This is a genomic window from Cupriavidus sp. a3, from assembly GCF_051015765.1.
GTDB classification, from domain to species: Bacteria; Pseudomonadota; Gammaproteobacteria; order Burkholderiales; family Burkholderiaceae; genus Cupriavidus; species Cupriavidus oxalaticus_A.
Genome location: NZ_CP170643.1, coordinates 2,432,691 through 2,453,411 on the forward strand (window position 1 = coordinate 2,432,691; position 20,721 = coordinate 2,453,411).

Here is a 20,721-nt window from a genome sequence, read left to right on the forward strand (position 1 = left end):
GCTACCAATCCTCCCGCTGTGGCCTGGTGCTCTTGCGGGCGGCGCGGCTTGCCTTGCCGCCAGCGGGCTTTTTCGGCTGTTCCGTTGTTGCCTTGCGGGCAGCCTTGCTTGCCGGCAGGGAGGCGGGACTTGTCTCTTGCACAGGTTCCGGCTGCACCTGGGGCACCTGGGACACCTGGGTATCCGGGGCAGGGGACAGCACCATCTCCACGCCGAGCACGCGCAGTGCCTTGAACAGCCGCTCGACGCTGGCCGCGGCGGGGTTGGCTTCCAGCTCGGCGTAGGTCTGCTGCCTGACGCCCAGGTAAGCCGCCATCCTGGCCTGCGTCAGGCCCCTGGACTTCCTGAAGCCCTGCAGGATCGGCCGCAGCTGGGTGAGGGTATGGATGGGATATTGCATGGCGCCGCCTGCCGTCCCGGATGGCAGGCCATGAGTTGCTGATGATGTACAGGATATAGCCTGTTTTGATGTTTTACAAGCTGTAGCCTGTATCTTGAAAATACAGGATTTGACCTGTGTATTGTGAAAACAGGGAATCGCCTGTGTGGCCCCAGGGGTAGAACCCACGCACGGCGTTATCGCCGGACAAAAAAAACGCCAACCCGTTATGGGTTGGCGTTTTGCCTGGGGTATGACTGGTATCAGAACTGGTTCATGGTGTTGTCTTTACCCGCCGCTTTCAGGGCCGCTTCGCCGCTGAAATACTCCTTGTGGTCGTCACCGATGTCCGAGCCGGACATGTTCTGGTGCTTGACGCAGGCGATGCCCTGACGGATTTCCTTGCGCTGCACGCCAGCCACATAACCCAGCATGCCCTGGTCGCCGAAGTATTCCTTGGCCAGGTTGTCGGTCGACAGTGCGGCGGTGTGGTAGGTCGGCAGCGTGATGAGGTGGTGGAAAATGCCGGCTTCGCGCGACGCGTCTGCCTGGAAGGTGCGGATCTTTTCGTCGGCGAGCTTCGCCAGTTCGCTGTCATCGTATTCCACGCTCATCAGCTGGCTGCGATCGTAGGCCGACACATCCTTGCCCGCGGCCTTCATCGCGTCATACGCCTGCTGGCGGAAGTTCAGGGTCCAGTTGAACGACGGGCTGTTGTTGTAAACCAGCTTGGCGTTCGGGATGACCTTGCGAATCTCGCTGACCATGCCGCCGATCTGGGCGATATGCGGCTTTTCGGTTTCGATCCACAGCAGGTCGGCGCCGTTCTGCAGGGCGGTGACGCAATCCAGCACGCAGCGCGCTTCGCCCGTGCCGGCGCGGAACTGGAACAGGTTGCTCGGCAGGCGCTTGGGACGCAGCAGCTTGCCGTCGCGCTTGATGATGACATCACCGTTGCCCAGTTGGTCGGCCGACAGTTCGTCGCAATCGAGGAAGGAGTTGTATTGGTCGCCCAGGTCGCCCGGCGTGTGGGTCACGGCGATCTGCTTGGTCAGGCCGGCACCCAGCGAGTCGGTACGGGCCACGATGATGCCGTCGTCCACGCCCAGTTCCAGGAAGGCGTAGCGGATGGCGCGGATCTTGGCCAGGAAGTCCTCGTGCGGCACGGTGACTTTGCCATCCTGGTGGCCGCATTGCTTCTCGTCGGACACCTGGTTCTCGATCTGGATGCAGCATGCACCCGCTTCGATGAACTGCTTGGCCAGCAGGTAAGTGGCTTCGGCGTTGCCGAAACCCGCGTCGATGTCGGCGATGATGGGCACGACGTGGGTGACGTGATTGTCGATTTTCGCCTGGATGGCGGCCTTGGCAGCGCCTTGGGCAGCATCCAGCTCGCGGAACAGGCCGCCCAGTTCACGGGCGTCGGCCTGGCGCAGGAAGGTGTACAGCTCGCGGATCAACGCGCTGACAGAGGTCTTTTCGTGCATCGACTGGTCCGGCAGCGGGCCGAACTCGGAGCGCAGCGCGGCCACCATCCAGCCGGACAGGTACAGGTAGCGGCGCTCGGTGCTGTTGAAGTGCTTCTTGATGGAGATCATCTTCTGCTGGCCGATGAAGCCGTGCCAGCAGCCCAGCGACTGGGTGTACTTGGACGAGTCCGCATCGTAGGCGGCCATGTCGGCGCGCATGATTTTGGCGGTGTACTTGGCGATGTCCAGGCCCGTCTTGAACTTGTTCTGGGCACGCATGCGGGCGGCATACTCGGGATTGATGGCATTCCACGCGCTGCCGTTGTTCTCTTTCAAAGCAGCAACTGCCTTGATGTCGTCTTGATACTGGGCCATGTGAATTTCCTAGGGGTAGGGAGCGTTTGAAAAAATGGTCGAGTGTGCCGCTACGGATGTCGAAGCAAGCAGCGTGGACTTATTGTAGGGCGTACTTGATGCGTTGCGGCAAGGTCTTATATAAGACATAAGAGTTAGTTTTTCTTTATTTTTCAATGAGATAGGAAGTAAATTTTGCGATGTGGAACGGGTTTTCAAGCAACGAAAAGCAATGCTGTGAAAAACTGGCGTGGATTCCATAATGTGAAATCAGCTTTCAGTTCACGCATTCGGGCAACAGTGGCACGCCGCCCAAGTGCGATCTCGCTAGGTCCAAGGTCCCGCCTGTACTTGATGGCATCGGAAAGCAGGTTGAGGAGGAGTTGCGATGTGCAGGAGCCCGGCCAAGGCCGGGTCGAGCGAATGAACGCCACGCTGCAGAACCGGCTGGTCAAGGTTTGCATCGCAGCAGCCCAGCATCGCCATCGGATGCCCGTTTCAGGCGATATTCGATTTCGTACCGCCCATGCAGAGTAGATGGCCGGAAGACATTGCTTAAAGCGCTTCTGCCAACGTTATCGTAACGATGCCACGCGCTTTATACGGCCCGCTCGATCCTCTCCCAACTCATCGCCCAGCCATACAACGCAATGCATCCGAACACCAGCATCGTTGGCCCGAATACAAACGACAGGAGCGGCATCATCAGCAGCGAACAGGTCACCATCAGATAGACGTGTAGCGCTAGCTGCATCGGCACTGCGATCACCACGAACAAAAGCGTGAGTAGCGTCAGGAATATCTTCTTCGGCCAGGAGAAGTCAAAGATGTAGTAGACCAGCGCATGCCCCCATGGCAACAGGAACAGGAAGCTCGCGCAGGTCTTGACGCCGTTGTCCACATACCTGCTGGCAGTGTACGGAAAACTCTGTGGCGCCACCGCGAAAAACAACAGTGCTGTGGCCTGGATGAACACAGCGAACAGCAGGAAGTACCGCAGTGGCAGGTACTTGTCGCGTATCCGGAGCGCCATCAGGCAGACAACCAGCGTGGCGACCAGCGATACACACCAGGTCAGCACGTCCGGCGCAGGGGCCACGACATCGGTGTAGGGCAGGTTGAAGTCGAACCACGCTACCCGCGTCAGTTGTTCGATGACGCTGCCTTCGATCCCGAGCTTGTCAACCCAGAAGCGCAGCACGGCAGCCCAGAGCCCGCTGATACGGTCGCGCAGCAGCCATTCGCCCAAATTGAATGCCACCGGCACCAGCAGGATAGCCGCAAGGGAGGTGACGGACAGCGTCAGATGGTCCAGCGAGCGATGCCTGGCCAGACAGAGAATGCTCAGGCCGAGGGCGTCGCTTTGGTCGTGTGTGGCTGCAGTGTGGCCGGTAGGTTGTGCCATGGCTAGAACTCCGCGAAGACACCGATTTCCGCTTGCTTGCGCGTGTAGGACGGGTTGTCGTAGTAAATGGCTCGAAGGTTGATGCCGTAGCGCTTGGTGAACCATTTGCGCCACGTCAGCGACACTTCATGACTGTTGAAGTCACTCAGCAGGGCCTGCTCGCCGGTGAGCTGATAGGCTTCACTACCGCCGTCGTATTTCAGGGTGATGAACTGGTCCTTGTCGCGTCCGTAAGTTACCGCGACGATGCCGCGATTCGAGCGGACATTGCCAGGATCGCTGCGATTGAGCCGTGCGTTAAGCTGGATGATCCACGGCGCGTCAAAATAGTAGATCAGGCCGAGCAGCAAGGTCTTGTCGGTATAGACTTCCTTGGCGCGGTAGTAGGTAAAACCGGCGTTGACCACCAGGTTCTTCTTCTCGAGCAGCTTGCGGAAGATAAGGCCATCGACCCGAACCTCGGGCAGGAAGAAGCCGCCCGCGCTGGTGCCGGCGCTCAGGAAGCCGTACCAGTCCTCGTTGAAGGTGCGGGTATAGCCCAGGCCGAAGAATGTACCCTGGTCGCCAAAGTGGCTCTGGTGGCTGATTTCGCCAGTCACGTAATCCTTCGGGGTCAGGTTGACTCCGCCTCGCAGGTACTGGTCGTTCCAGCTGGCATTGTCGCCAGTGAGGTTGGCGTGCCCAAGACCACCTTCGATGAAACCCGTGAGCAAGGGCACGAAGGTCCGGGGAGGGGTGGCTTCAGCCTGCGCGCGAACATCGGTGGTGGCAAGCAGTGCGAGCATGCCCATCAAGGGCAGGGCTTGGGCGCCGTGAATTCTTGTATCCGGGGGTTTCGCCATGGGAATCCTGTGGATTTTCTGATCGATGTCGCCCGGAGGGGCCTGACAGGACCCTCCGGCCCGCAAGCTGCAGACACACCATACACCGCCTCGCGGCGATCGGTCGATAAAGTCCGGCTCATTTTGTCGCCTTCTTGCATGTCTGGTCCGGGGTGAGTCATCGACACCGCAGGCCCGGGGCAGGCGGAGCGATCGCCTGCTCAGGGGTCAGGCGCGATTCGAATGCCAGGTATAGCGCCTCTTCCAACACATTCCAGTGCTTGCCATGGCGGAACTGGATGGAACGCAGGCGCCAGCAAGTGATGGCATCCTTGTCTCCCATCCGGTCAGCTACCAGGGCCACCAGTCCCCAGGGGAAATCAACCTCTGACATCTGCAACCAGGCCCAGCGGTTCTCTTTCATCCACGACTGGTAAGCGACGACATGGGATCGGCCGGCGGGATGGATATCGCCCAGGATGGGGAAGATCTGCGCGACGGCGTCGGGATAGAACTCGAACTGTTCGCGCGGCTGGGTGCTGACGAGGTAGCGGCTAGCGCGCCAGAACACGCGCAGGATGTCCTTGTCCAGCTGCTCGGCCTTGCGCTGCCAGGCAGCGGCGCCCACGGCGTCTCCATGGCGCTGCCGATAGAGGCTGGCCGCCTTGAAGGCGCTTGAGACTTCGACGTTGTCCATCAGCAGGGCCACCGGAAGCCTGGCGGAGATGTGGTAGACGCCGGAGCCCGGGTCGCGCAGCCTGTCCAGGTAGCGGCTGGCCTTGTCGAAGCTGGCCTGCCACGCCGGCGGCATGCCCTTGGGCGGCGCGCTGCGGACCAGCAGTTCCATCCAGGCGGCCATCAGCGCATCGTCGGCGTCGGCCTCCTGGCAGGAGACGAAGCGTTGGCCCCGCTCGCAATAGCGGTCGAAGCGGCCATCGGCTTGCTGGCGCGGCAATAGCCATGCAATCCAGCGGGTCGCAGCAATTCGGGTGGTCATGCCGGCGTCCTGCGCGGCCAGCAGTGCCTTGGCCGCGAAGTAGGGATCGACCGAGTCGCCGGCGAAATAGGTGGTGATCGCCCCGTCGGGACGCTGGTAGTCTGTCAGCGTGAGCTCGACCGCGTCCGCCGGCCGGTGGACGTATGTGGCAAGGGCCAGGAGCAGGACAAGGAGGGTTTTCATGGCAGGTGGGGAGGTTTCATGGGGTGGCCACATCGGCCAGGACTCGTCCTTTCTCCGGGGCGCATGCCGCCCCATAGACCACCGTACCGACCCGTACGCGGAGCACCGGCGCCACCACGGTGGTGCGCTTGTTCGCCGCCCCGATAACGCTGCGCGCCCCCACTTCAATCTCGCGCTCGGCAGCCACCGGCCCGGCGATGGCACACTCGCGGGCAATGGAAATGGCGCCCCCGGCAATCAGTGCGCCGTCAATGCGCACCCGCGAGCCTAGCCAGATGCGGCCGTTTGCCTTGACGCTGCCGATCACGCGCGCGCCGGAGCCGATCCACAAGTCGCCTTGCACGATAAGGTCACCGCGATACAAGGTGCCGGCGGGAAATGTCATATCGTGCGTTACCAGCCAGCGGCCGTCCGAGGGTTCGGAGGGGGGATTCAGCACTTCATGCGCCCAGTCTCCGCCGGGTGGGGCGGTGGCGTCCATGTCGGGCGGCGCGGCCAGGTGACGGCCGCCGAAACCGATTTCCGCCGCGCTGACAGACGTGAATTCGCAGTCCTCTTCGAGCCGCATGGCGTAGAGGGCGGAGAGCGGTCCGAGCAAGCGGCAGCGTGGCTCGACATGGACAGTGCGGGCGTGCGCCCAGCGTTGCACCTCGCTATCGCTGCGCACCAGGATCTCGCCTTCGGACAGCAGGACCTGCATGCGATTCCTTCGGCCCGTGGAGATGCCACGCCGGCCGTAGATGTCCCTTGAAAACGTATAGCCGTCAGGAAGCACCAGTGAGCCGCTGGTGACAATGGTTCGCGCACAAGTGCCGATGAACGCCTCCGCCGCCGTGGGCATGAAGGTGCCTGTCACCTGCACCAGGGGCCGCAATGCGTTGGCTGAGTAAAGTCGGCCACGCAAGCCTTGCCTTGCCCCCCCCCGCCCGACCATCGCACGAAAGTCCGCGGCGACGGCCGCGACATCCAGCGTGTGTTCGCTATCGATTGCCAGCGGCCGTACATCGAGCCGGCGTCGCCATTCAAGCACTGCGGGTATCAGCGGCAATCCGAAGAGCAGCATGGTGAGGATGCCAAGCAGCAGGGCCCACATGTTCAGCTCCTTGGGCGATAACGCGTGGTCTTGTCCCACCGCAACTCGCGGCGGAGCACATAGTCGAAGGCGAGCTGACCAAGAATGGCGCGCGACACGGTCAGCATGCTGACGAGGAAGCCGAAGTAGTTCATCGGCAGCAGGCGGATGCGCTCGCGGCTGCCGTCCAGATACACGGCGGCGGCGATTTCGAAGAAGGCGGCAAAGTTGCCCAGCGTCCCGTACGACATCAACGCAAACAGGATTACCGCTTCACCGAACAGCGGCAGGCCACCAGCGTAGTACAGCAGGATGGCCAGCAGCCAGCCGAACAACATCAGCGGCGCCATCATGTAGATGCCAAGCAGCGCCACACCGTCGATCTTCTCGAACAAACCGTGGTTGCGGCAGACGGCCATCTTCCAGCCGTGCCGATAGAGCGCCTGGTTGTGGCCCTTGGTCCAGCGCATGATCTGGCGCACCCGCACTGGCCAGGTCTCGGGCACTTCTTCATAGCACTCCGACCAGTTCTGGTAGACAGTCTTCCAGTTGGCCAGCAGCAGCCGGTAAGTCAGGTCGGTGTCTTCGGCCAGTACATCGTCGTGCCAGCCGCCGACGCTGCGTAACGCCCGCATCCTGACGCCGCCGACGGTGCCACCATACTGGGGGACGAGGCTCAGGTTCATGCGGGCCTGCTGGTCGACCTGATAGCCGCCGGAGCGCTCCAGATCGAGCAGCCGCGTCAGCAGGTTGCTACCGAGGTTCAACGGTACGACGCGGCCCATGGTCGCGCCGACTTCGGGGTCGAAGAACGGCGCCACCAGTTGCTTGAGCATGCTTACCGGCGGAAGGTAGTCGGCGTCGAACACGACGATGATGTCGCTGGCCACGGCGTCGCTGGCATCCTTGAGCGCGGCTGCCTTGCCGGGCTTGCCGTCGGCACGGTGAAACGGTGTGATGCGTCCCGGGTACTGCTTCACGAGGTCATCGATGATTTCGCGCGTACAGTCGCTGGATCGGTCGTTGACGGGCATGATGGTAAGCCGGTCGGCCGGATAGTCCGCGTGCAAGAGGCATAGCAGCGAGCCGGCGATCACTGCCTCTTCGTTATGCGCGGCGACCAGCACGGTGAGGCTGGGCCAGTGCGCGACGTCGATGTCCAGGTAAGGATGGCGTTGCCTGCCGAACAAGCGGTTTAGCGTGAACATGTAGTGGCGCACGGCATAGAAGATCACCAGGCCGACGATCAGCAGGAGCATGGCCGTCAGCGGCGGCACGATGGCCTGCACGTCCGCGCGTTCCGGCGGCGGCTCGATCGACGTTGGCTTGGTCAGGGCCGGCGGGCGCAGTGCCGGCGCCGTACCGGCGCGCTCTTCCAACGTGTCGGGCGACGTCATTGCCAGGTCCACCGCTGCGCCGGACGGTGCGACTGCATCGTGCGCAACGAGCCTGGGCAGCGGTTTGGTGGCATCTTCCGGGGTTCCTGGACCCCGGGAGAAAATCTTCCCGTGCTTGGGAACTTCCGTGGCTGCTGCTGCCATGGCGGGCGTCGCAAAAAAGAGCAGCCCGCTCAGTGAAATCACTACGCGATACGTCGCACACATGTCGACGACCTCCTCCGTTGCCTTCTCATCGCAGGGTGTTTATGCCGCGCGCCCGTCCCGGGGGGCAGGCGCGGTGAGTCCCTGTGCCTTTACTGCTTGCCGGCGACAAAGGCCAGCGAGGTCCCTCCCAAGGAAGTGACAATCCAGTTGTTGGTGTCCCATGTCACCAGCGCTAGCCCCTGCGTCACGACAGGTTGTGTGTATGCCGAACGCGGCAGCACCCAGGCCATGTCGGTCATGTCCGTCGGGTGCGTCGCCTGGAAAGCCCATGAATTGCCGTTATCGGTGGCTTGCCAGGCGGTCTGCTGGCGCCGCTGCGCGAACTGCGCCAGCGTATCCATCGTGTACCAGCTGAACTTGCCGTTTGCCTTCACGTTGTCCGCCTTGTTGAAGATGACGTTGAGCGTCCTCGGGTACTGGATGGCGCCCGCCGGATGCATGTAGATCAGCCGGCTGGTGCGATTCTTCGCCACGAAATCGATGAGCTGCCGGTACCAGGTGTTGACGTCGGTCACAGGCACGTTGAATTCCTGGAACTCCTCGAACGTCGCGTTCGGCCCGAACGGCATCACCGGAAAGGCGCGGATCGTGTTGTTCGACAGTACGCCATCGCGATAACTGCGCGTCGGCGCCATCCCGGTGTGACCCAGAAAGTAGTAGCCGGTGTTGCCGTTGGCTTCGATCCAGTTGACCGACCACTGGGGCGTATTCCCTTGCGGCGCGGAGTACTCGACCGCGGCGCGTCCGGCCACGCTTTCCACGCTCTGCTTGTTCAGCATCAGGTACTGCTCGAAGGAGGACTGGTTGGACTCGCTCGCATTGGCACCCCAGTAGTCATGGATCCATCCGCCATGGCTGCCGATCTTGTGCCCCTTCGATTGCAGCGACAGCAATAGATTCTTTGCCGAAGTGTTCTGCGACAGGTTGACGCCCTTGCCGTCGCCGAAGTCGATGTGGTCAGGACCCGCAGTCACGGAAATGGAGAACGGGCTATTGCTATTGTCGAAGGTGCCCCAGGTATTCATTTCCACCGCGGGTGCGATCTGGTCGCCGGCGCAGAGGTGCCAGTTCAGCACAAGCCCGCCAAGCGCCTTGGGCTGCGCGGACAGCCGCGGCATCTTCATCAGGTTGGTGCCGAAATAGCGCAGGAAGCCGTGCATCAGCATGCCGTCGGTCTGGCCCTTAAGGTAAGAGAGCGGCGTGTTGACGAACAGCACCCGCCCCGAGCCGAAATCGCGCAGGCCCGCCACCAGTCCAAAGTTGGGCGACGTGATCAGGGCAGAGCCCGGATAGGTTCCCTGCGTCACGAAGCTCGGATAAATCAGGAAGCCATAGACATAGCCCGAGACGCCTTCAACCGGGTCCGTCGCGCCTGCGTCCCACAGCATCGACTTGCCCGGCGGCACCTGCAGGGTCCGCAGCGTGCTGCCCAAACCGGTGATCGGCCCCACGCCGATCATGTTGCCGAGCAACTGGTCATAGAGGACGTAGTCGACCCCTGCGAGATTGCTGAGCCGGCTTTTCGGGACGGCATAGAAACCTGTGGTGGTGAGCGCGCCGAAGTCGTACACCAGCATCAGGCTGCCGCCCTGCGTGGTGTAGGTTTCGAGGGCGGCGATCAGCGCATCGCTGGCGTTGACGTGCACCTGGTCTGGCAGGATCACGCCGGAAAATTGTGCTGGGGTCGTGCCCTGCTGGAACTGGGTGTCGTTGATAACGGTGATCTTGAGGCCTTCCTCCTGCGCGGCGTCTAGCCATGCCGACACGCGCGGATCGGGAAGGGCAAAGCCATCGGGCACCAGCAGCGCGATCTGGTTGGTCGCGGCGTGCGTCATGGCCGGCACGGTAAGCGCCAGCGCGAATACCATCAGCAGGGCCCGGAGCGCCAGGCAACTGCTTCGCCGCAGAAGCGAATTGGATTTGTTGAACACGGTCTTCTCCCAGCGCGATGTATGTTGATTTGCCTCGCCGTGCATTGCGGCCACCGTGGGGAAAGCCCTTCCGGGCGACCTTTCTGGAGCCGATATGTCGTCAGGCATCATGTGCATGCGTGCGTCAATCCGGCTCGGCACCCGGGGCCGGCGCAAGCGTGTACGTGCCCGACTTCACCTTCGGCCCGGACACGGCCTTCTTTGGCTTGATCGCCTTCAGCTTGTCCTTTTGCTCCTTGTTCTTGCCTTTCCCTTGCGCTTCGTAGGCAAAGTCAATCTGGAAGCTATGGTTGTAGCCCTTCAACCCACCCGGATCCGCCGGACTCGCCGGCAGGTAGAGCGGGGCCTTGGCCGCGGTCGCTGCCGCTTCTTCGGTCAACGCGGCATGCGCAGGCGTCCATGCCAGGGCGACGGCGGCTACCACAACGATGGCTGTAGCGGACGTGCCCGCCGCTGCGACAGTCGTTGCGGTATTCGTTGCAGTACGTAAGCGCTTCATTTGCCTTGTTCCTCCTGCTTGCGGTGGCCATTCGGCTTCGGGGGCGTGGCGCCCGGCCGCCGGCTTCGTTGATGCTTCGCTTGACTACTGGGTGGCGACGTTGACGTTGACCGCTTCATCACCACCTTGCCGGTACGGCTCAGGTGACGCCGCCTGCAGCGCACCGACGATGCGTTCGCTGGCGCGGCCGTCGCCGAACGGGTTGTGCGCGCGCGCCATGCAGGCGTACTCCGTCGGGTCGTTCAGCAAGTGCTCCGCGGCCGCGATGATGCGAGCAGGGTCGGTACCGACCAGCCGAGCGGTACCGGCGGCCACGGCTTCCGGCCGCTCGGTGGTTTCCCGCGTTACCAGCACCGGCTTGCCCAAGGCCGGCGCCTCTTCCTGGATGCCGCCGGAGTCGGTGACGATCAGATAGGCGCGCGACATCAGGAACACAAAGGGCAGGTAGTCCTGCGGATCGATCAGGTGGATGCTGGGGTGCCCGCTCAGGATCGCCTGCACCGGACCCTGCACGCGCGGGTTCAGATGCACCGGATAGACGATCTGGATATCCGGATTGCGGTCCGCCAGCATGCGCAGCGCGCTGAACAGCCGCTCGAATGGTGTACCGAAGTTTTCGCGCCGGTGTCCGGTCACCAGCACCATTCGGCGCGTCTCATCCAGGAATGGGTACCGGCTCGCCAGCCGGCCGCGCATTTCGGCATCGGCGTCCAACCTGGCCTTGACCTGCAGCAGCGCGTCGATGCCGGTGTTGCCGGTCAGGCTGATGCGCGCCGGGTCGACGCCTTCGCGCAGCAAGGCTTCCTGCGCCTGTTGCGTCGGCGCGAAATGCCAGGACGCCATCACGTCGGTCACGCGCCGATTCATTTCTTCCGGCCAAGGAGCGCTGAGATTGCCAGTGCGCAGTCCCGCTTCGACGTGGCCGATCGCGACGTTTCGATAGAAGGCTGCAAGCGTGGCGGCCAGCGTGGTGGTGGTGTCGCCGTGGACAAGCAGGGCCTCAGGCAGGAAACGGTCCAGGACCATGTGCACGCCTGACAGTACGCGTGTCGTGATGTCGGACAGGCTTTGCCCGTGGCTGATGACGTTGAGGTCATAGTCCGGCACGATTTCGAAGAGGCGAAGTACCTGGTCCAGCATCAGACGGTGCTGGCCCGTGACGCAGACCCGCAACTCGAAATGGCTGGATTCCCGAAGCCGGTGAATCAACGGCGCCATCTTGATGGCCTCGGGTCGAGTTCCGAATACAGCAAGGACCTTCATCGGCATGTGATGTCTCTGGGTTACTTCGCCGGTCGGTTGGCGGACGATTTGCCTGGTCAGTCGTCCCGCCCGGCGTTGAACGCAAGGCTGAGCCGCGATGCGTAGACCTGAATCACTTTTTTGTTATGTAGGGATATGCATGCCGCGACATAACCGAGCGATGGTTGTGCCAGTCATTCGTAGCCTGATGAATTCATTACGAATTCTTGGGAGCAACAAACCGTGCCGACGACCGGAGCCGTCTGCATGGTTGCATTTTTGTTACAAGGGAATATCTGGATAGGAATCTAAGACGTTTGCATTGCCGCACGGCAGAGCGGGGCCAAACGTCAAGAGGTGATATCAACGGCGCGAGCTTGCCGCGCATGCCATCACTCACGGGGCATGTCGGGTGTGGGTACCACTACCCAATGTGCCTCAGAATTGTTTCAGAATTCGACCTTTGCAAATCCCAAAGCAGGTCCGCATGGCGTGCCCAAAGGCTGAAAAAACAATGCATGAGCACTCAGGCTAAGGCAAAGCGTGAATAGCTAATGCTACTCGCGTGTGCAGGGATGTCCGCAATCATATCTTTGCGGAGCACAAATCGAGCCCGACGCGGGACGGTCAAGTAGTTTCAAGAATGAAATTTTATGCAAGTTAGTTTTAAAACCTATTAATAACGGACACCGCCCCCGTGGATTGGTTGACGCACGCCGAGCAGTCGAAGAGTCTCGCCAGCGCGTTCGCGTACAGATCACACATATCCGACATACTTAGGCAGAGCGTGGCAGCCTAGATACCGCAGAGAGGGTGCTTTATGCGAGGCCCTCCGCCTAAGTGCCCTACCGTACTCTTGAAATTTGACTTACTGCTTCTATTTCCGGCTCAAGCAGTCGCGACGTCGCGCTGCGTTTCTGTTTGTTTCGGCCGGCAAGGCAGGCGAACGGGAGCGCGCAAGCCCCTTCGCCTCCTTGCGGTTTGAAGGAGATAAGACCATGAGTCACGTAGTTTTCGGTGCCGATCTCTTCAGTGAACTCGACCGCCTGCAAAGGCAGATGGCGGACGTGTTTGGCGGCTTCCCCTCCAGTATCCGCTCCGGGCGCTTCGGCGCTTTCCCGCCGGTGAATATCGGGTCGACGGACGACACCATCGAGATCGTTGCGTTCGCGCCCGGGCTGAAACGGGAAAACCTTGAGGTCTCTATCGACAAGGGGCTACTGACGATCAGTGGGGAGCGCGGTCCTTCCTGTACGGACGACTCGCCGGATAGCAAGCGCTATGCGCGTGAGCGCTTCGTTGGCTCATTCAGGCGCGTCATCGAGCTGCCGCAAAGCGCCGACCCTGACAAGGTTCAGGCCCGCTACGCGAACGGCTGCCTGTCGATTAGCGTGGGCAAGAGGGAAGCGTCCAAGGCGCGCGCGATTACCGTCCAGTGAACCGGGGAGAATGCCATGTCAGAGGTGAAACAAGTCGTTGCACAGCCTCAAGGTGCTGTCGCACAAGCCCAGGATGAAAAGGCGGCACCTGCCGTCACGTTGCTCCCGCCGGTCGATATCGTCGAGGATGCGGGCGGCGTTACCTTGTGGGCGGACCTGCCTGGTGTGACCCGCGACCAACTGGAAGTCAGCGTCCATGACGGGAACCTTCATATCGAGGCGCAGGCAATCGTATCGATGCCCTCGGGCCTGCGGGTACAACACGCTGAAATCCGGCAGCCGCGTTTCGCGAGAGCGTTCTCGCTGAGCCCCGATCTCGATTCGACGAAGATCGAGGCGAATCTGCAGGACGGCGTGCTGAGGCTGACGATTCCACGCCGTGAGGCCGCGCGTCCGCGACGCATCGACGTCAGTGTTTCCTGAGTCCGGGCCGAGATAAGCCAGGGAGAACGCGCCATGCCGCGTAGCGGCTGGAACTAGCCGCCAGCGGCTTGAACTAGACCCGCACTTCTCCTAAGCTTTGGCGCCTGAAGCCGATGCAACGGTCCTCCGCTTGCCATCTTTGGCCCGAGACGGGCCAAGGGTTTTCCAGAGACCGATGCGAGGGATACCCGAGACGACTTCCAGAAGGTGGTCGAAGCCCAGTACGAAACGAGCAAGCACAGTTTGCAGGAGATTTTCGACAGGCTCATGCAAAGTGCGCCGGCCGGCTCGAAAGGCGCGCTGGACGCATGGCAGGCGGCCATGCTTTCCGGCGCCACCTTCTGCGAATCCTTGCGGCAATCCACGCGGCAAGCCGTCGAACTGGCGGAAAACCAGGTGGCCAGTGCCGCCGCTGTTGCTGCCAAGGCCGCGCACAAGCCAAACATCCCATCTGCCCGCGCTGCCGCGAAGCGTTAAAGTCTGGTGGGCTTTGCGCCATCGTGACGGATGGGAGAAACATGCCAACGACCACCGATCGCTCGGAAGATGACGACATGCAAGATTGGCATCTTCTCCCTTAGTGTTGCGTTGCGATGACCAAGCCAGTCTCATCTCTGGTGGCGCAGCCACTCCGGCAGACGGTCGGCAACCAGACGAGAGCAAGACCGCGAACCAGGAGAAGGGTGGTGAAGGCGACAGTGATGCCGCGAGCCAGTAGCCATTGCACCGGCCGGCTGGTGCGCGTCGTTCCCTGCGGCGGCCGCTAGACGAGCGATGGTCGATGCCACGCAAGCTGCCGCATGGCCTGATGCGCGTCCTGCGGGACCGTTTTAGCGTGAGCAGGCTGAGGGCGGGGCAGGGGGAAGTCATCGACAGCATGCGGCGCCACCTGGCACACTGGGCGCTCTTGGCCCCGCCGCCTCCCATCCAAGACCTGCTGTGCTGGTCTGTGCGCCACTGGCAGGGCATCACGCCGTCATGCTCCGCGAGGTCGTCGAAACCTTATTGGCAGAGCATATCGTCTATGTGACGGACTGGATCGATGCGCGCTGTGTGCCCGTGGTGGACGGGCCGTTTCACCTGGATGACTATGTCACCGAACTGCAGGCTTTTATCCGTCAGATTGGCACGGAGGACCCGCTGCACGTGATTGCCATCTGCCAGGCTACCGTACCGGCCCTGGCAGCTGTTTCATTCTCGTCATCAGAGCCGAGTTTTTCGCCCGCACACGTTCTTATCAGTCTGAACGCACCAATTCACGCGGCTTGTTAAGCATAGCCTTAGCTCAATTTGGTCGAGGCCGAGGACAGTCGGATCCGCTGAAGTGCGGCATGAACGCAGGTGTCTTGGCGCGATACTCTTCGTATTCCTGCCCAAACACCGCCAGCGCCTCGCGTTCCTCGGCCTTGGCCAACCGCACGTACATCCAGACCAGGATGGGGAACATCCCCAGTGTGGGAATCGTCGGCCACTGCAGCAAGAAGCCGAACATAATCAGAACGAAGGCGACATACTGTGGGTGCCTCATGCGCGCATAGAGCCCAGTGCTTGCGAGGCGATGCTGCTGCTGCGCCAGGTACAGCACCCGCCAAGCGGCGGCGAGCATGATGAAGCCGCCAAAGATCAGGATGTTGCTGGCAATGTGAAAGGGTCCCAGGTGCGGATTAGCGCGCCACCCGAACATCGTCTCCAAGAGATGGCCGGCATCATGGGCGAGGAAGTCGATGCCTGGAAACTTCGCCGACAGCCACGGCAGCAGGAGATAGATACTCAGGGGAATGCCGTACATCTCAGTAAAGAGCGCCACAATGAACGCGGAGAACGCGCCAAAGGAGCGCCAGTCACGCGTCGTCCTCGGCTTTGTGAAGCTGAAGGCGAAGAGGATGAAGATGGCGGAGTTGATAGCCACCAGCAACCACAGGCCATATCCCGACTGCGTTTCGTGTTGCATCATCGCTCTCGTTTGGTGTTCAAGTCCTTGGGTTTCTCATCCTTCCGGTCGCCATGCCCGTGGCCATGTTCACCGTGCATAAAGAGGTGCATTAGCGGACAGGCTGCGAGCAGCAGGAAAGGCAAGAACGGGATGACGTGCGCTCGGTGTTCAGTGAACAGGAAGTAGGCGATCACCAGGAGAAAGCCGATTGTGACCAGCTTCGACCTGGAAACCGTTCGCTGTGCATCCTGTGGCCGATCATGATTGTTCTGCTCGTGCTTCATACTTCGCTCCTATGGAGGTCATCCTATGGACCGCCTCATCTAGCAACAGCCGTGATGGCGATGATGGCGGTGCACGTATCGAGCAGGATCTTGCTGGAAGACAGCCCGAGAGTTTTCGGACTCGAAGAAGTAGGGTTTCCCCTCGAAGTCGGCCGTAAGGGCGTGTGACAGATCGACCGGCTTGCCGGTGACGGGGTCATGCACAGTGTGGTCGTCCCGGTGAGCTGCAGGGAGATTTTCCCCGTCCTGCCGGCGTTGGCGATTCATGACGCGCTGCCACGCAAGCAGTGCGATTAGGCCTGCTCCAGTAAGAATGATCCAATTGAGATTTTGTGAGAGCCAGTTCATTTTTAGGTCCTCCTCGTCAACATTTTCCGCGAGACTTACGCTCACGCTCGACGGCGTGGCGGATGTCTTGCTCGCACTGCCTTGACAGCCGCAGGCTCATCCATATCACGACGACTGGACAGGCGAGCAAGAGCAACGCGATCAGTATGGTGAGCGGCGAAATCCCAAACCAATAGACGATTGCGGCTGCAAGTAGTGTCGCAATGACGGCGCATATTCATGCCAACGTTTGCCTCATGCCGCCTCCTTGCTGGGAACAACCGCGCTAAGGCGAGCACGCTTGAGCAAGGCCGAGTTTGCCACCACGCTCAACGATGACAGTGCCATAGCGGCTGCTGCGATGATGGGGTTCAAGAAGCCAAGCGCAGCGACGGGGATGCCAATAGTGTTGTAAATGAACGCCCAAAAGAGGTTCTGCTTGATTTTGCGCATCGTTGCGCGCGACAAGTGAATGGAGGCGACGACGTCGCGCACGTCATTGCGAATCAGGATGATGCCTCCGGTCTCCTTTGCAACGTCCGACCCCGAACCAATGGCAATGCCAATATCGGCGACGGCCAGCGCCGGCGCGTCATTGACGCCGTCCCCAACCATGGCCACGACCTCCCCCTGCTTCTGCAAGGCCTGAATGGTTGTGACTTTGTCTTGCGGCAGGACTTCTGCAATCACGCGCTCGATGCCTACTTGTCGGCCGATTGCTTCGGCAGTGCGCCGGTTGTCGCCGCTCAGCAGTACCACCTTGATCTTGCTTGCCCGCAAGGCAGCCACGGCCTCGGCCGCCTCCGGCTTCACCGTATCCGCTACGGCCACCACGCCGAGCAACTGTGTGCCTGCGCCGACCAACATGGCCGTCTTGCCATCAGCTTCAAGCTTGCCCAACAGGGCTTCGACTGCTTCTGTCTGAATCCCTTGGCGTGCGAACAGGCGCCGATTGCCCAGCCAGATCTGCTCACCTTCGACCAAACCTTGGATGCCCAAGCCAGGCAACGCGCTGATACTCGTGGCCTTGGGAAGGGAGAGAACTCGGTGTTGGGCGGCGCGCACGATAGCCTGGCCCAACGGGTGCTCTGACCCGGTTTCGACGGAGGCAGCGAGGCTCAGCAAGCCATTTTCCTCGTGCTCCGCGACCGGTATGACATCGGTCACCGTTGGCTCCCCGCGCGTAATTGTCCCCGTCTTGTCGAAGACAACCGACGTCAGCTTTTCCGCCCGCTCCAGTACTTCACCACCGCGGATCAGGATGCCGTTGTCCGCGCCCTTGCCGACCCCGACCATCAACGCGGCGGGGGTCGCCACGCCCAGCGCACACGGGCAAGAGATAATGAGGACAGCAACAAAGGCCAGGAGGCCGTGCGGGAAATGGCCGGCCACGGTCCAGCCGGCTAGGGCAAGGAACGCAACGATGACGACAGCCGGCACGAAATAGGCAGTAACCTGGTCAGCCAGCCGTTGAATCTGCGCGGTACTGGCTTGGGCATCCTCGACCATCTTGATGATCTGCGCGAGGGCCGTTTCGGCACCGATCTTTGTGGCCTGGAAGATGAAGACACCGCTGCGGTTAAGCGTACCGCCAATGACCGCAGCGCCAAGCGTCTTTTCCACGGGCATCGATTCGCCGGTCAGCATTGACTCATCGACGCTGGTCTGACCATCGATTACTTTGCCGTCGGTGGGAATTTTCTCACCCGGGCGTACGACGACCGCTTCACCGACCATGATACTTTCGGCTGGGATTTCCATCTCTTTGCCGTTACGAAGCACATGAGCGACGGCCGGACGCAGGTCGAGCAGACGCCGGACAGCGGCGGAGGACTTCTTCTTGATGATTTCCTCCATATACTTGCCAAGCAGCACGAAGGCGATAATCACCGCCGAGACCTCGAAATACACGTCTCGTTCTTCCACTTTAACTGGCAGCCAGGACGGAAAGAACAGCACCACCACGCTGTAGAAATAGGCTACGGACGTCCCCAGGGCGATAAGGAAGTCCATGTTGATATTGCGCGTGCGGATCGCATTCCACGCGCCCTTGTAGAAGCTCCAGCCACCGATAAACTGCACTGGCGTAACGAGCAGAAATAGCCACATCCCCCACGTGAACCACGGCAAGGCGGGAATGGGCGCCCAGGTCAGCAGGGTCGCGCCCGCCGCCAACGCCAGGAAAGCACCGGCTCGGAGCACCGCCAGCGCAAGCACGCCCGTGAGGGCGATGGTCACGCGTGTCTTCATGGCCTTCAGCTCGCGCTCGGGGGACTCGAAGGTCCGAAGGCAGCTGTCGCTGCAGAAGTAGTACTTGCGGTTGCCACGCTCCGTGGACAGGGCCGTTGCCTTGTCCACCATCATCCCGCAGATCGGGTCCTTGGCGAGTTGCTTTGCGCCGCTGGCGGCAAATGCGGGTGTCGCCACCCACCGGGCGGGTGCGTCCGCAGGCGGGCAAGCAAAGCTCAAGTGTTCTCGCTGCTGAGCAGGCCCGAGGGTATATTGTGCAGGGTTGGCGAGGAACGCTTGCTCACAGTGACGCGAGCAGAACCAATACCGCTCTCGGTCAACTTCCGCACTGGCAGCGGCGCCGCTCGGGGAGATCTCCATGCCGCAGACGGGATCCCGCACTAACCGTTCGGATGCGGTTGCGGCGGTCGCTGGGGCCGTCTTGGCGTTGGTAACGCCGCCGCAATTCTCCCCATACGGGGTAGCTGACTTGATCGGCATTCCCTCGGCTCCTTAGAGTAGTTCGGAGAACCTGCAGCACGATTGCTTTTGCATTCTGCGCGACCAATCAATCTGCCACTTGAGGTGAATCAAGAATTCCCGAGGCAGGTGAACTTGCTGGGGAATGCTGGTTCGCAAATGAGTGCGAAATAACACATTCGAGCGATCTTTGCATCTGCCGAAGCTTCACGGAGGGCCTCGGTCAGCCGATACCGGCGCCGAGATTGGCACGCTTGCCTTCGTGAGCCTTAGAAAACCGGTACCGTGCCGTGGACGAGCTCGCTGACCAAGGCGGGCAGCGCCTCCAGCTGTTGCCGGGCAAGTTCCCGAATGTGCTGCTCCTGGGCAGTCGACAAACCGCGCTCGGCCGCAACATCAATGGCAACTAGCTGGGGCTGGTTGATGGGACGTCCGATTCCGGAAAGGAGCCGGACGATGACGTCGTCCGCGCCATCTACGCTGTCGTAGATATGAGCTGCCAGCCGGTGGGCGAGCATGTTATACAGCTTGCCGACATGCGCCGCGGGGTTCTTGCCCGCTGCCGCCTCCAGTGACATGGGTCGATATGGTGTGATCAATCCATTGACCCGGTTACCGCGGCCTACCTGGCCATCATCGCCATGCTCGGCGCTCAAGCCAGTGACAGTCAGGTAAATTCCGCGCTCATCGCGAGCATCCTGGTCATCGAGGGTATTGATGGCAATCTCGGCCTCGATACCGATTTGCCCCGCCAGATACGATCCAATCCGCTCTTTGAGCAACAAATATTCGTCGACGGTGTGCACGCATCGGTCCACAAGTGCGAGCGCAATCGTGAGGCGCAGATGCTCGCCCAGCCGACTCCCCATCACCTTGTAATCGAGCCCTGCCGCCGCAAACATGCTCCTGAATGCACTGGATTGCAGGACGTCCGCGGCGGACAGTACTGCATATTCAAGTGGTGTATGTGGCGAATAACCGACACCAAAGGATGTGTCATTGGACAGCGGGAGAATCGCGTCTCCAGTCACCCGCCGTAGGTTTGGCGCTGACGGGCGCAGAATTGGCTCGATGCGGATGCCGTTGCCAATCCCGCCCAGAGAAGTGGCGAAGTATTCGCGAATGGCCTGCTCAACAAGATACTCGACCTTTGCCGACGGAAGCTCGGTAACCGGCCCGGATACGATGAGACGTATTGAGCGCAGCTGCCTGCCGCCACCGAATTTCGGCGCGCTCGTGCCGCCGACCAGCAACGCCTTATCGAGGTTGAACGGCTGCACGGCGCCATAGCCATCAATATAGGCGCGGGAAAGCGCGCGGGCGGCTGCCTCCACCGCGCCATCGCAAAGGCTGTCCGGGTGGCCGATCCCCTTGTGCTCACAGATCTCTGCGCGCCCTTGGACCAAGACCGATGACGTTGCGATAGAAAGAACGATCTCGTCTGAGCGCAGCATCAAGACCTCCAGACTCTGAAAGAGAAGCCGTCCCTGTCTTAGCGACGATCGACGGAACTGGGCGGCCAGCTAGGGACTCTCCATTCAGTGAAGCACAAGCCGGCCCGACGGCACTACCAGATGGCCTCCATTTTGATGGGACTTGAACTCGGCCGGCTACGGCACTGGCCAGCTCGGCCGCCCGGAGTCGGTGTTC

The 20,721-nt window shown here is 61.3% G+C and carries 18 protein-coding genes; 4 read left to right on the plus strand and 14 right to left on the minus strand.

Features of this window, described 5'->3' with window-relative positions; genetic code table 11:
- Position 1: 1 nt before the first annotated feature.
- The 10 genes from ACAD63_RS11830 to wecB form a co-directional block, all read right to left on the minus strand.
- Positions 2–400, minus strand: coding sequence for a helix-turn-helix domain-containing protein (locus tag ACAD63_RS11830; RefSeq protein WP_135705253.1), 399 nt, complete (start codon positions 398–400; stop codon positions 2–4).
- Between the two features lie 242 nt (positions 401–642).
- Positions 643–2,223, minus strand: a complete 1,581-nt coding sequence (locus ACAD63_RS11835) for an isocitrate lyase (protein ID WP_133096146.1) — start codon at positions 2,221–2,223, stop codon at positions 643–645.
- Between the two features lie 577 nt (positions 2,224–2,800).
- Entirely contained in the window at positions 2,801–3,607 is an 807-nt protein-coding gene (locus tag ACAD63_RS11840; RefSeq protein WP_135705251.1) for a hypothetical protein, read from the minus strand.
- Between the two features lie 2 nt (positions 3,608–3,609).
- The gene (locus ACAD63_RS11845; RefSeq protein ID WP_135705250.1) at positions 3,610–4,449 is read right to left on the minus strand and encodes a YaiO family outer membrane beta-barrel protein; all 840 of its coding nucleotides are present in this window, start codon (positions 4,447–4,449) and stop codon (positions 3,610–3,612) included.
- A gap of 157 nt (positions 4,450–4,606) precedes the next feature.
- Positions 4,607–5,608 (minus strand): hypothetical protein, encoded by a 1,002-nt coding sequence (locus tag ACAD63_RS11850; RefSeq protein WP_240745971.1) that lies wholly within the window; start codon positions 5,606–5,608, stop codon positions 4,607–4,609.
- A gap of 16 nt (positions 5,609–5,624) precedes the next feature.
- Positions 5,625–6,701 carry a hypothetical protein gene (locus ACAD63_RS11855; protein ID WP_434032683.1) on the minus strand — a complete coding sequence of 359 codons (1,077 nt, stop codon included), beginning with the start codon at positions 6,699–6,701 and terminating at the stop codon, positions 5,625–5,627.
- 2 nt (positions 6,702–6,703) lie between these two features.
- On the minus strand, positions 6,704–8,077 hold the full coding sequence (locus tag ACAD63_RS11860; protein WP_167884587.1) for a glycosyltransferase: 1,374 nt from the start codon (positions 8,075–8,077) through the stop codon (positions 6,704–6,706).
- A gap of 296 nt (positions 8,078–8,373) precedes the next feature.
- Positions 8,374–10,152: a hypothetical protein gene (locus ACAD63_RS11865; RefSeq protein WP_218959515.1), complete on the minus strand. Its 1,779-nt coding sequence runs from the start codon at positions 10,150–10,152 to the stop codon at positions 8,374–8,376.
- A 187-nt stretch (positions 10,153–10,339) separates the two neighbouring features.
- A complete protein-coding gene (locus ACAD63_RS11870) occupies positions 10,340–10,714 on the minus strand; it encodes a hypothetical protein (RefSeq protein ID WP_135705245.1) in 375 nt (124 codons plus the stop codon).
- Between the two features lie 84 nt (positions 10,715–10,798).
- The gene (wecB, locus tag ACAD63_RS11875; protein ID WP_135705244.1) at positions 10,799–11,983 is read right to left on the minus strand and encodes a non-hydrolyzing UDP-N-acetylglucosamine 2-epimerase; all 1,185 of its coding nucleotides are present in this window, start codon (positions 11,981–11,983) and stop codon (positions 10,799–10,801) included.
- Positions 11,984–12,954: 971 nt separating this feature from the next.
- Here wecB and ACAD63_RS11880 point away from each other — a divergent pair.
- The 4 genes from ACAD63_RS11880 (at position 12,955) to ACAD63_RS11895 (ending at position 15,090) form a co-directional block, all read left to right on the plus strand.
- The gene (locus ACAD63_RS11880) at positions 12,955–13,395 is read left to right on the plus strand and encodes an Hsp20/alpha crystallin family protein (protein ID WP_135705243.1); all 441 of its coding nucleotides are present in this window, start codon (positions 12,955–12,957) and stop codon (positions 13,393–13,395) included.
- Positions 13,396–13,410: 15 nt separating this feature from the next.
- Positions 13,411–13,818 (plus strand): Hsp20/alpha crystallin family protein, encoded by a 408-nt coding sequence (locus ACAD63_RS11885; RefSeq protein ID WP_135705242.1) that lies wholly within the window; start codon positions 13,411–13,413, stop codon positions 13,816–13,818.
- Between the two features lie 207 nt (positions 13,819–14,025).
- Positions 14,026–14,295, plus strand: coding sequence for a hypothetical protein (locus tag ACAD63_RS11890; RefSeq protein WP_205751655.1), 270 nt, complete (start codon positions 14,026–14,028; stop codon positions 14,293–14,295).
- A 501-nt stretch (positions 14,296–14,796) separates the two neighbouring features.
- Positions 14,797–15,090, plus strand: a complete 294-nt coding sequence (locus ACAD63_RS11895) for a hypothetical protein (RefSeq protein WP_434032684.1) — start codon at positions 14,797–14,799, stop codon at positions 15,088–15,090.
- A gap of 13 nt (positions 15,091–15,103) precedes the next feature.
- On the opposite strand, the gene ACAD63_RS11900 is transcribed toward ACAD63_RS11895, so the two are convergent.
- The 4 genes from ACAD63_RS11900 to ACAD63_RS11915 form a co-directional block, all read right to left on the minus strand.
- Entirely contained in the window at positions 15,104–15,769 is a 666-nt protein-coding gene (locus tag ACAD63_RS11900; RefSeq protein ID WP_434033981.1) for a methyltransferase family protein, read from the minus strand.
- Positions 15,769–16,035 carry a DUF2933 domain-containing protein gene (locus ACAD63_RS11905; protein WP_434032685.1) on the minus strand — a complete coding sequence of 89 codons (267 nt, stop codon included), beginning with the start codon at positions 16,033–16,035 and terminating at the stop codon, positions 15,769–15,771. Before ACAD63_RS11905 ends, ACAD63_RS11900 begins: the two co-directional genes overlap by 1 nt.
- Positions 16,036–16,617: 582 nt before the next feature.
- The gene (locus ACAD63_RS11910) at positions 16,618–19,092 is read right to left on the minus strand and encodes a heavy metal translocating P-type ATPase (RefSeq protein WP_434032686.1); all 2,475 of its coding nucleotides are present in this window, start codon (positions 19,090–19,092) and stop codon (positions 16,618–16,620) included.
- 248 nt (positions 19,093–19,340) lie between these two features.
- Positions 19,341–20,525 carry a methionine adenosyltransferase gene (locus ACAD63_RS11915; RefSeq protein WP_434032687.1) on the minus strand — a complete coding sequence of 395 codons (1,185 nt, stop codon included), beginning with the start codon at positions 20,523–20,525 and terminating at the stop codon, positions 19,341–19,343.
- Positions 20,526–20,721: the final 196 nt, after the last annotated feature.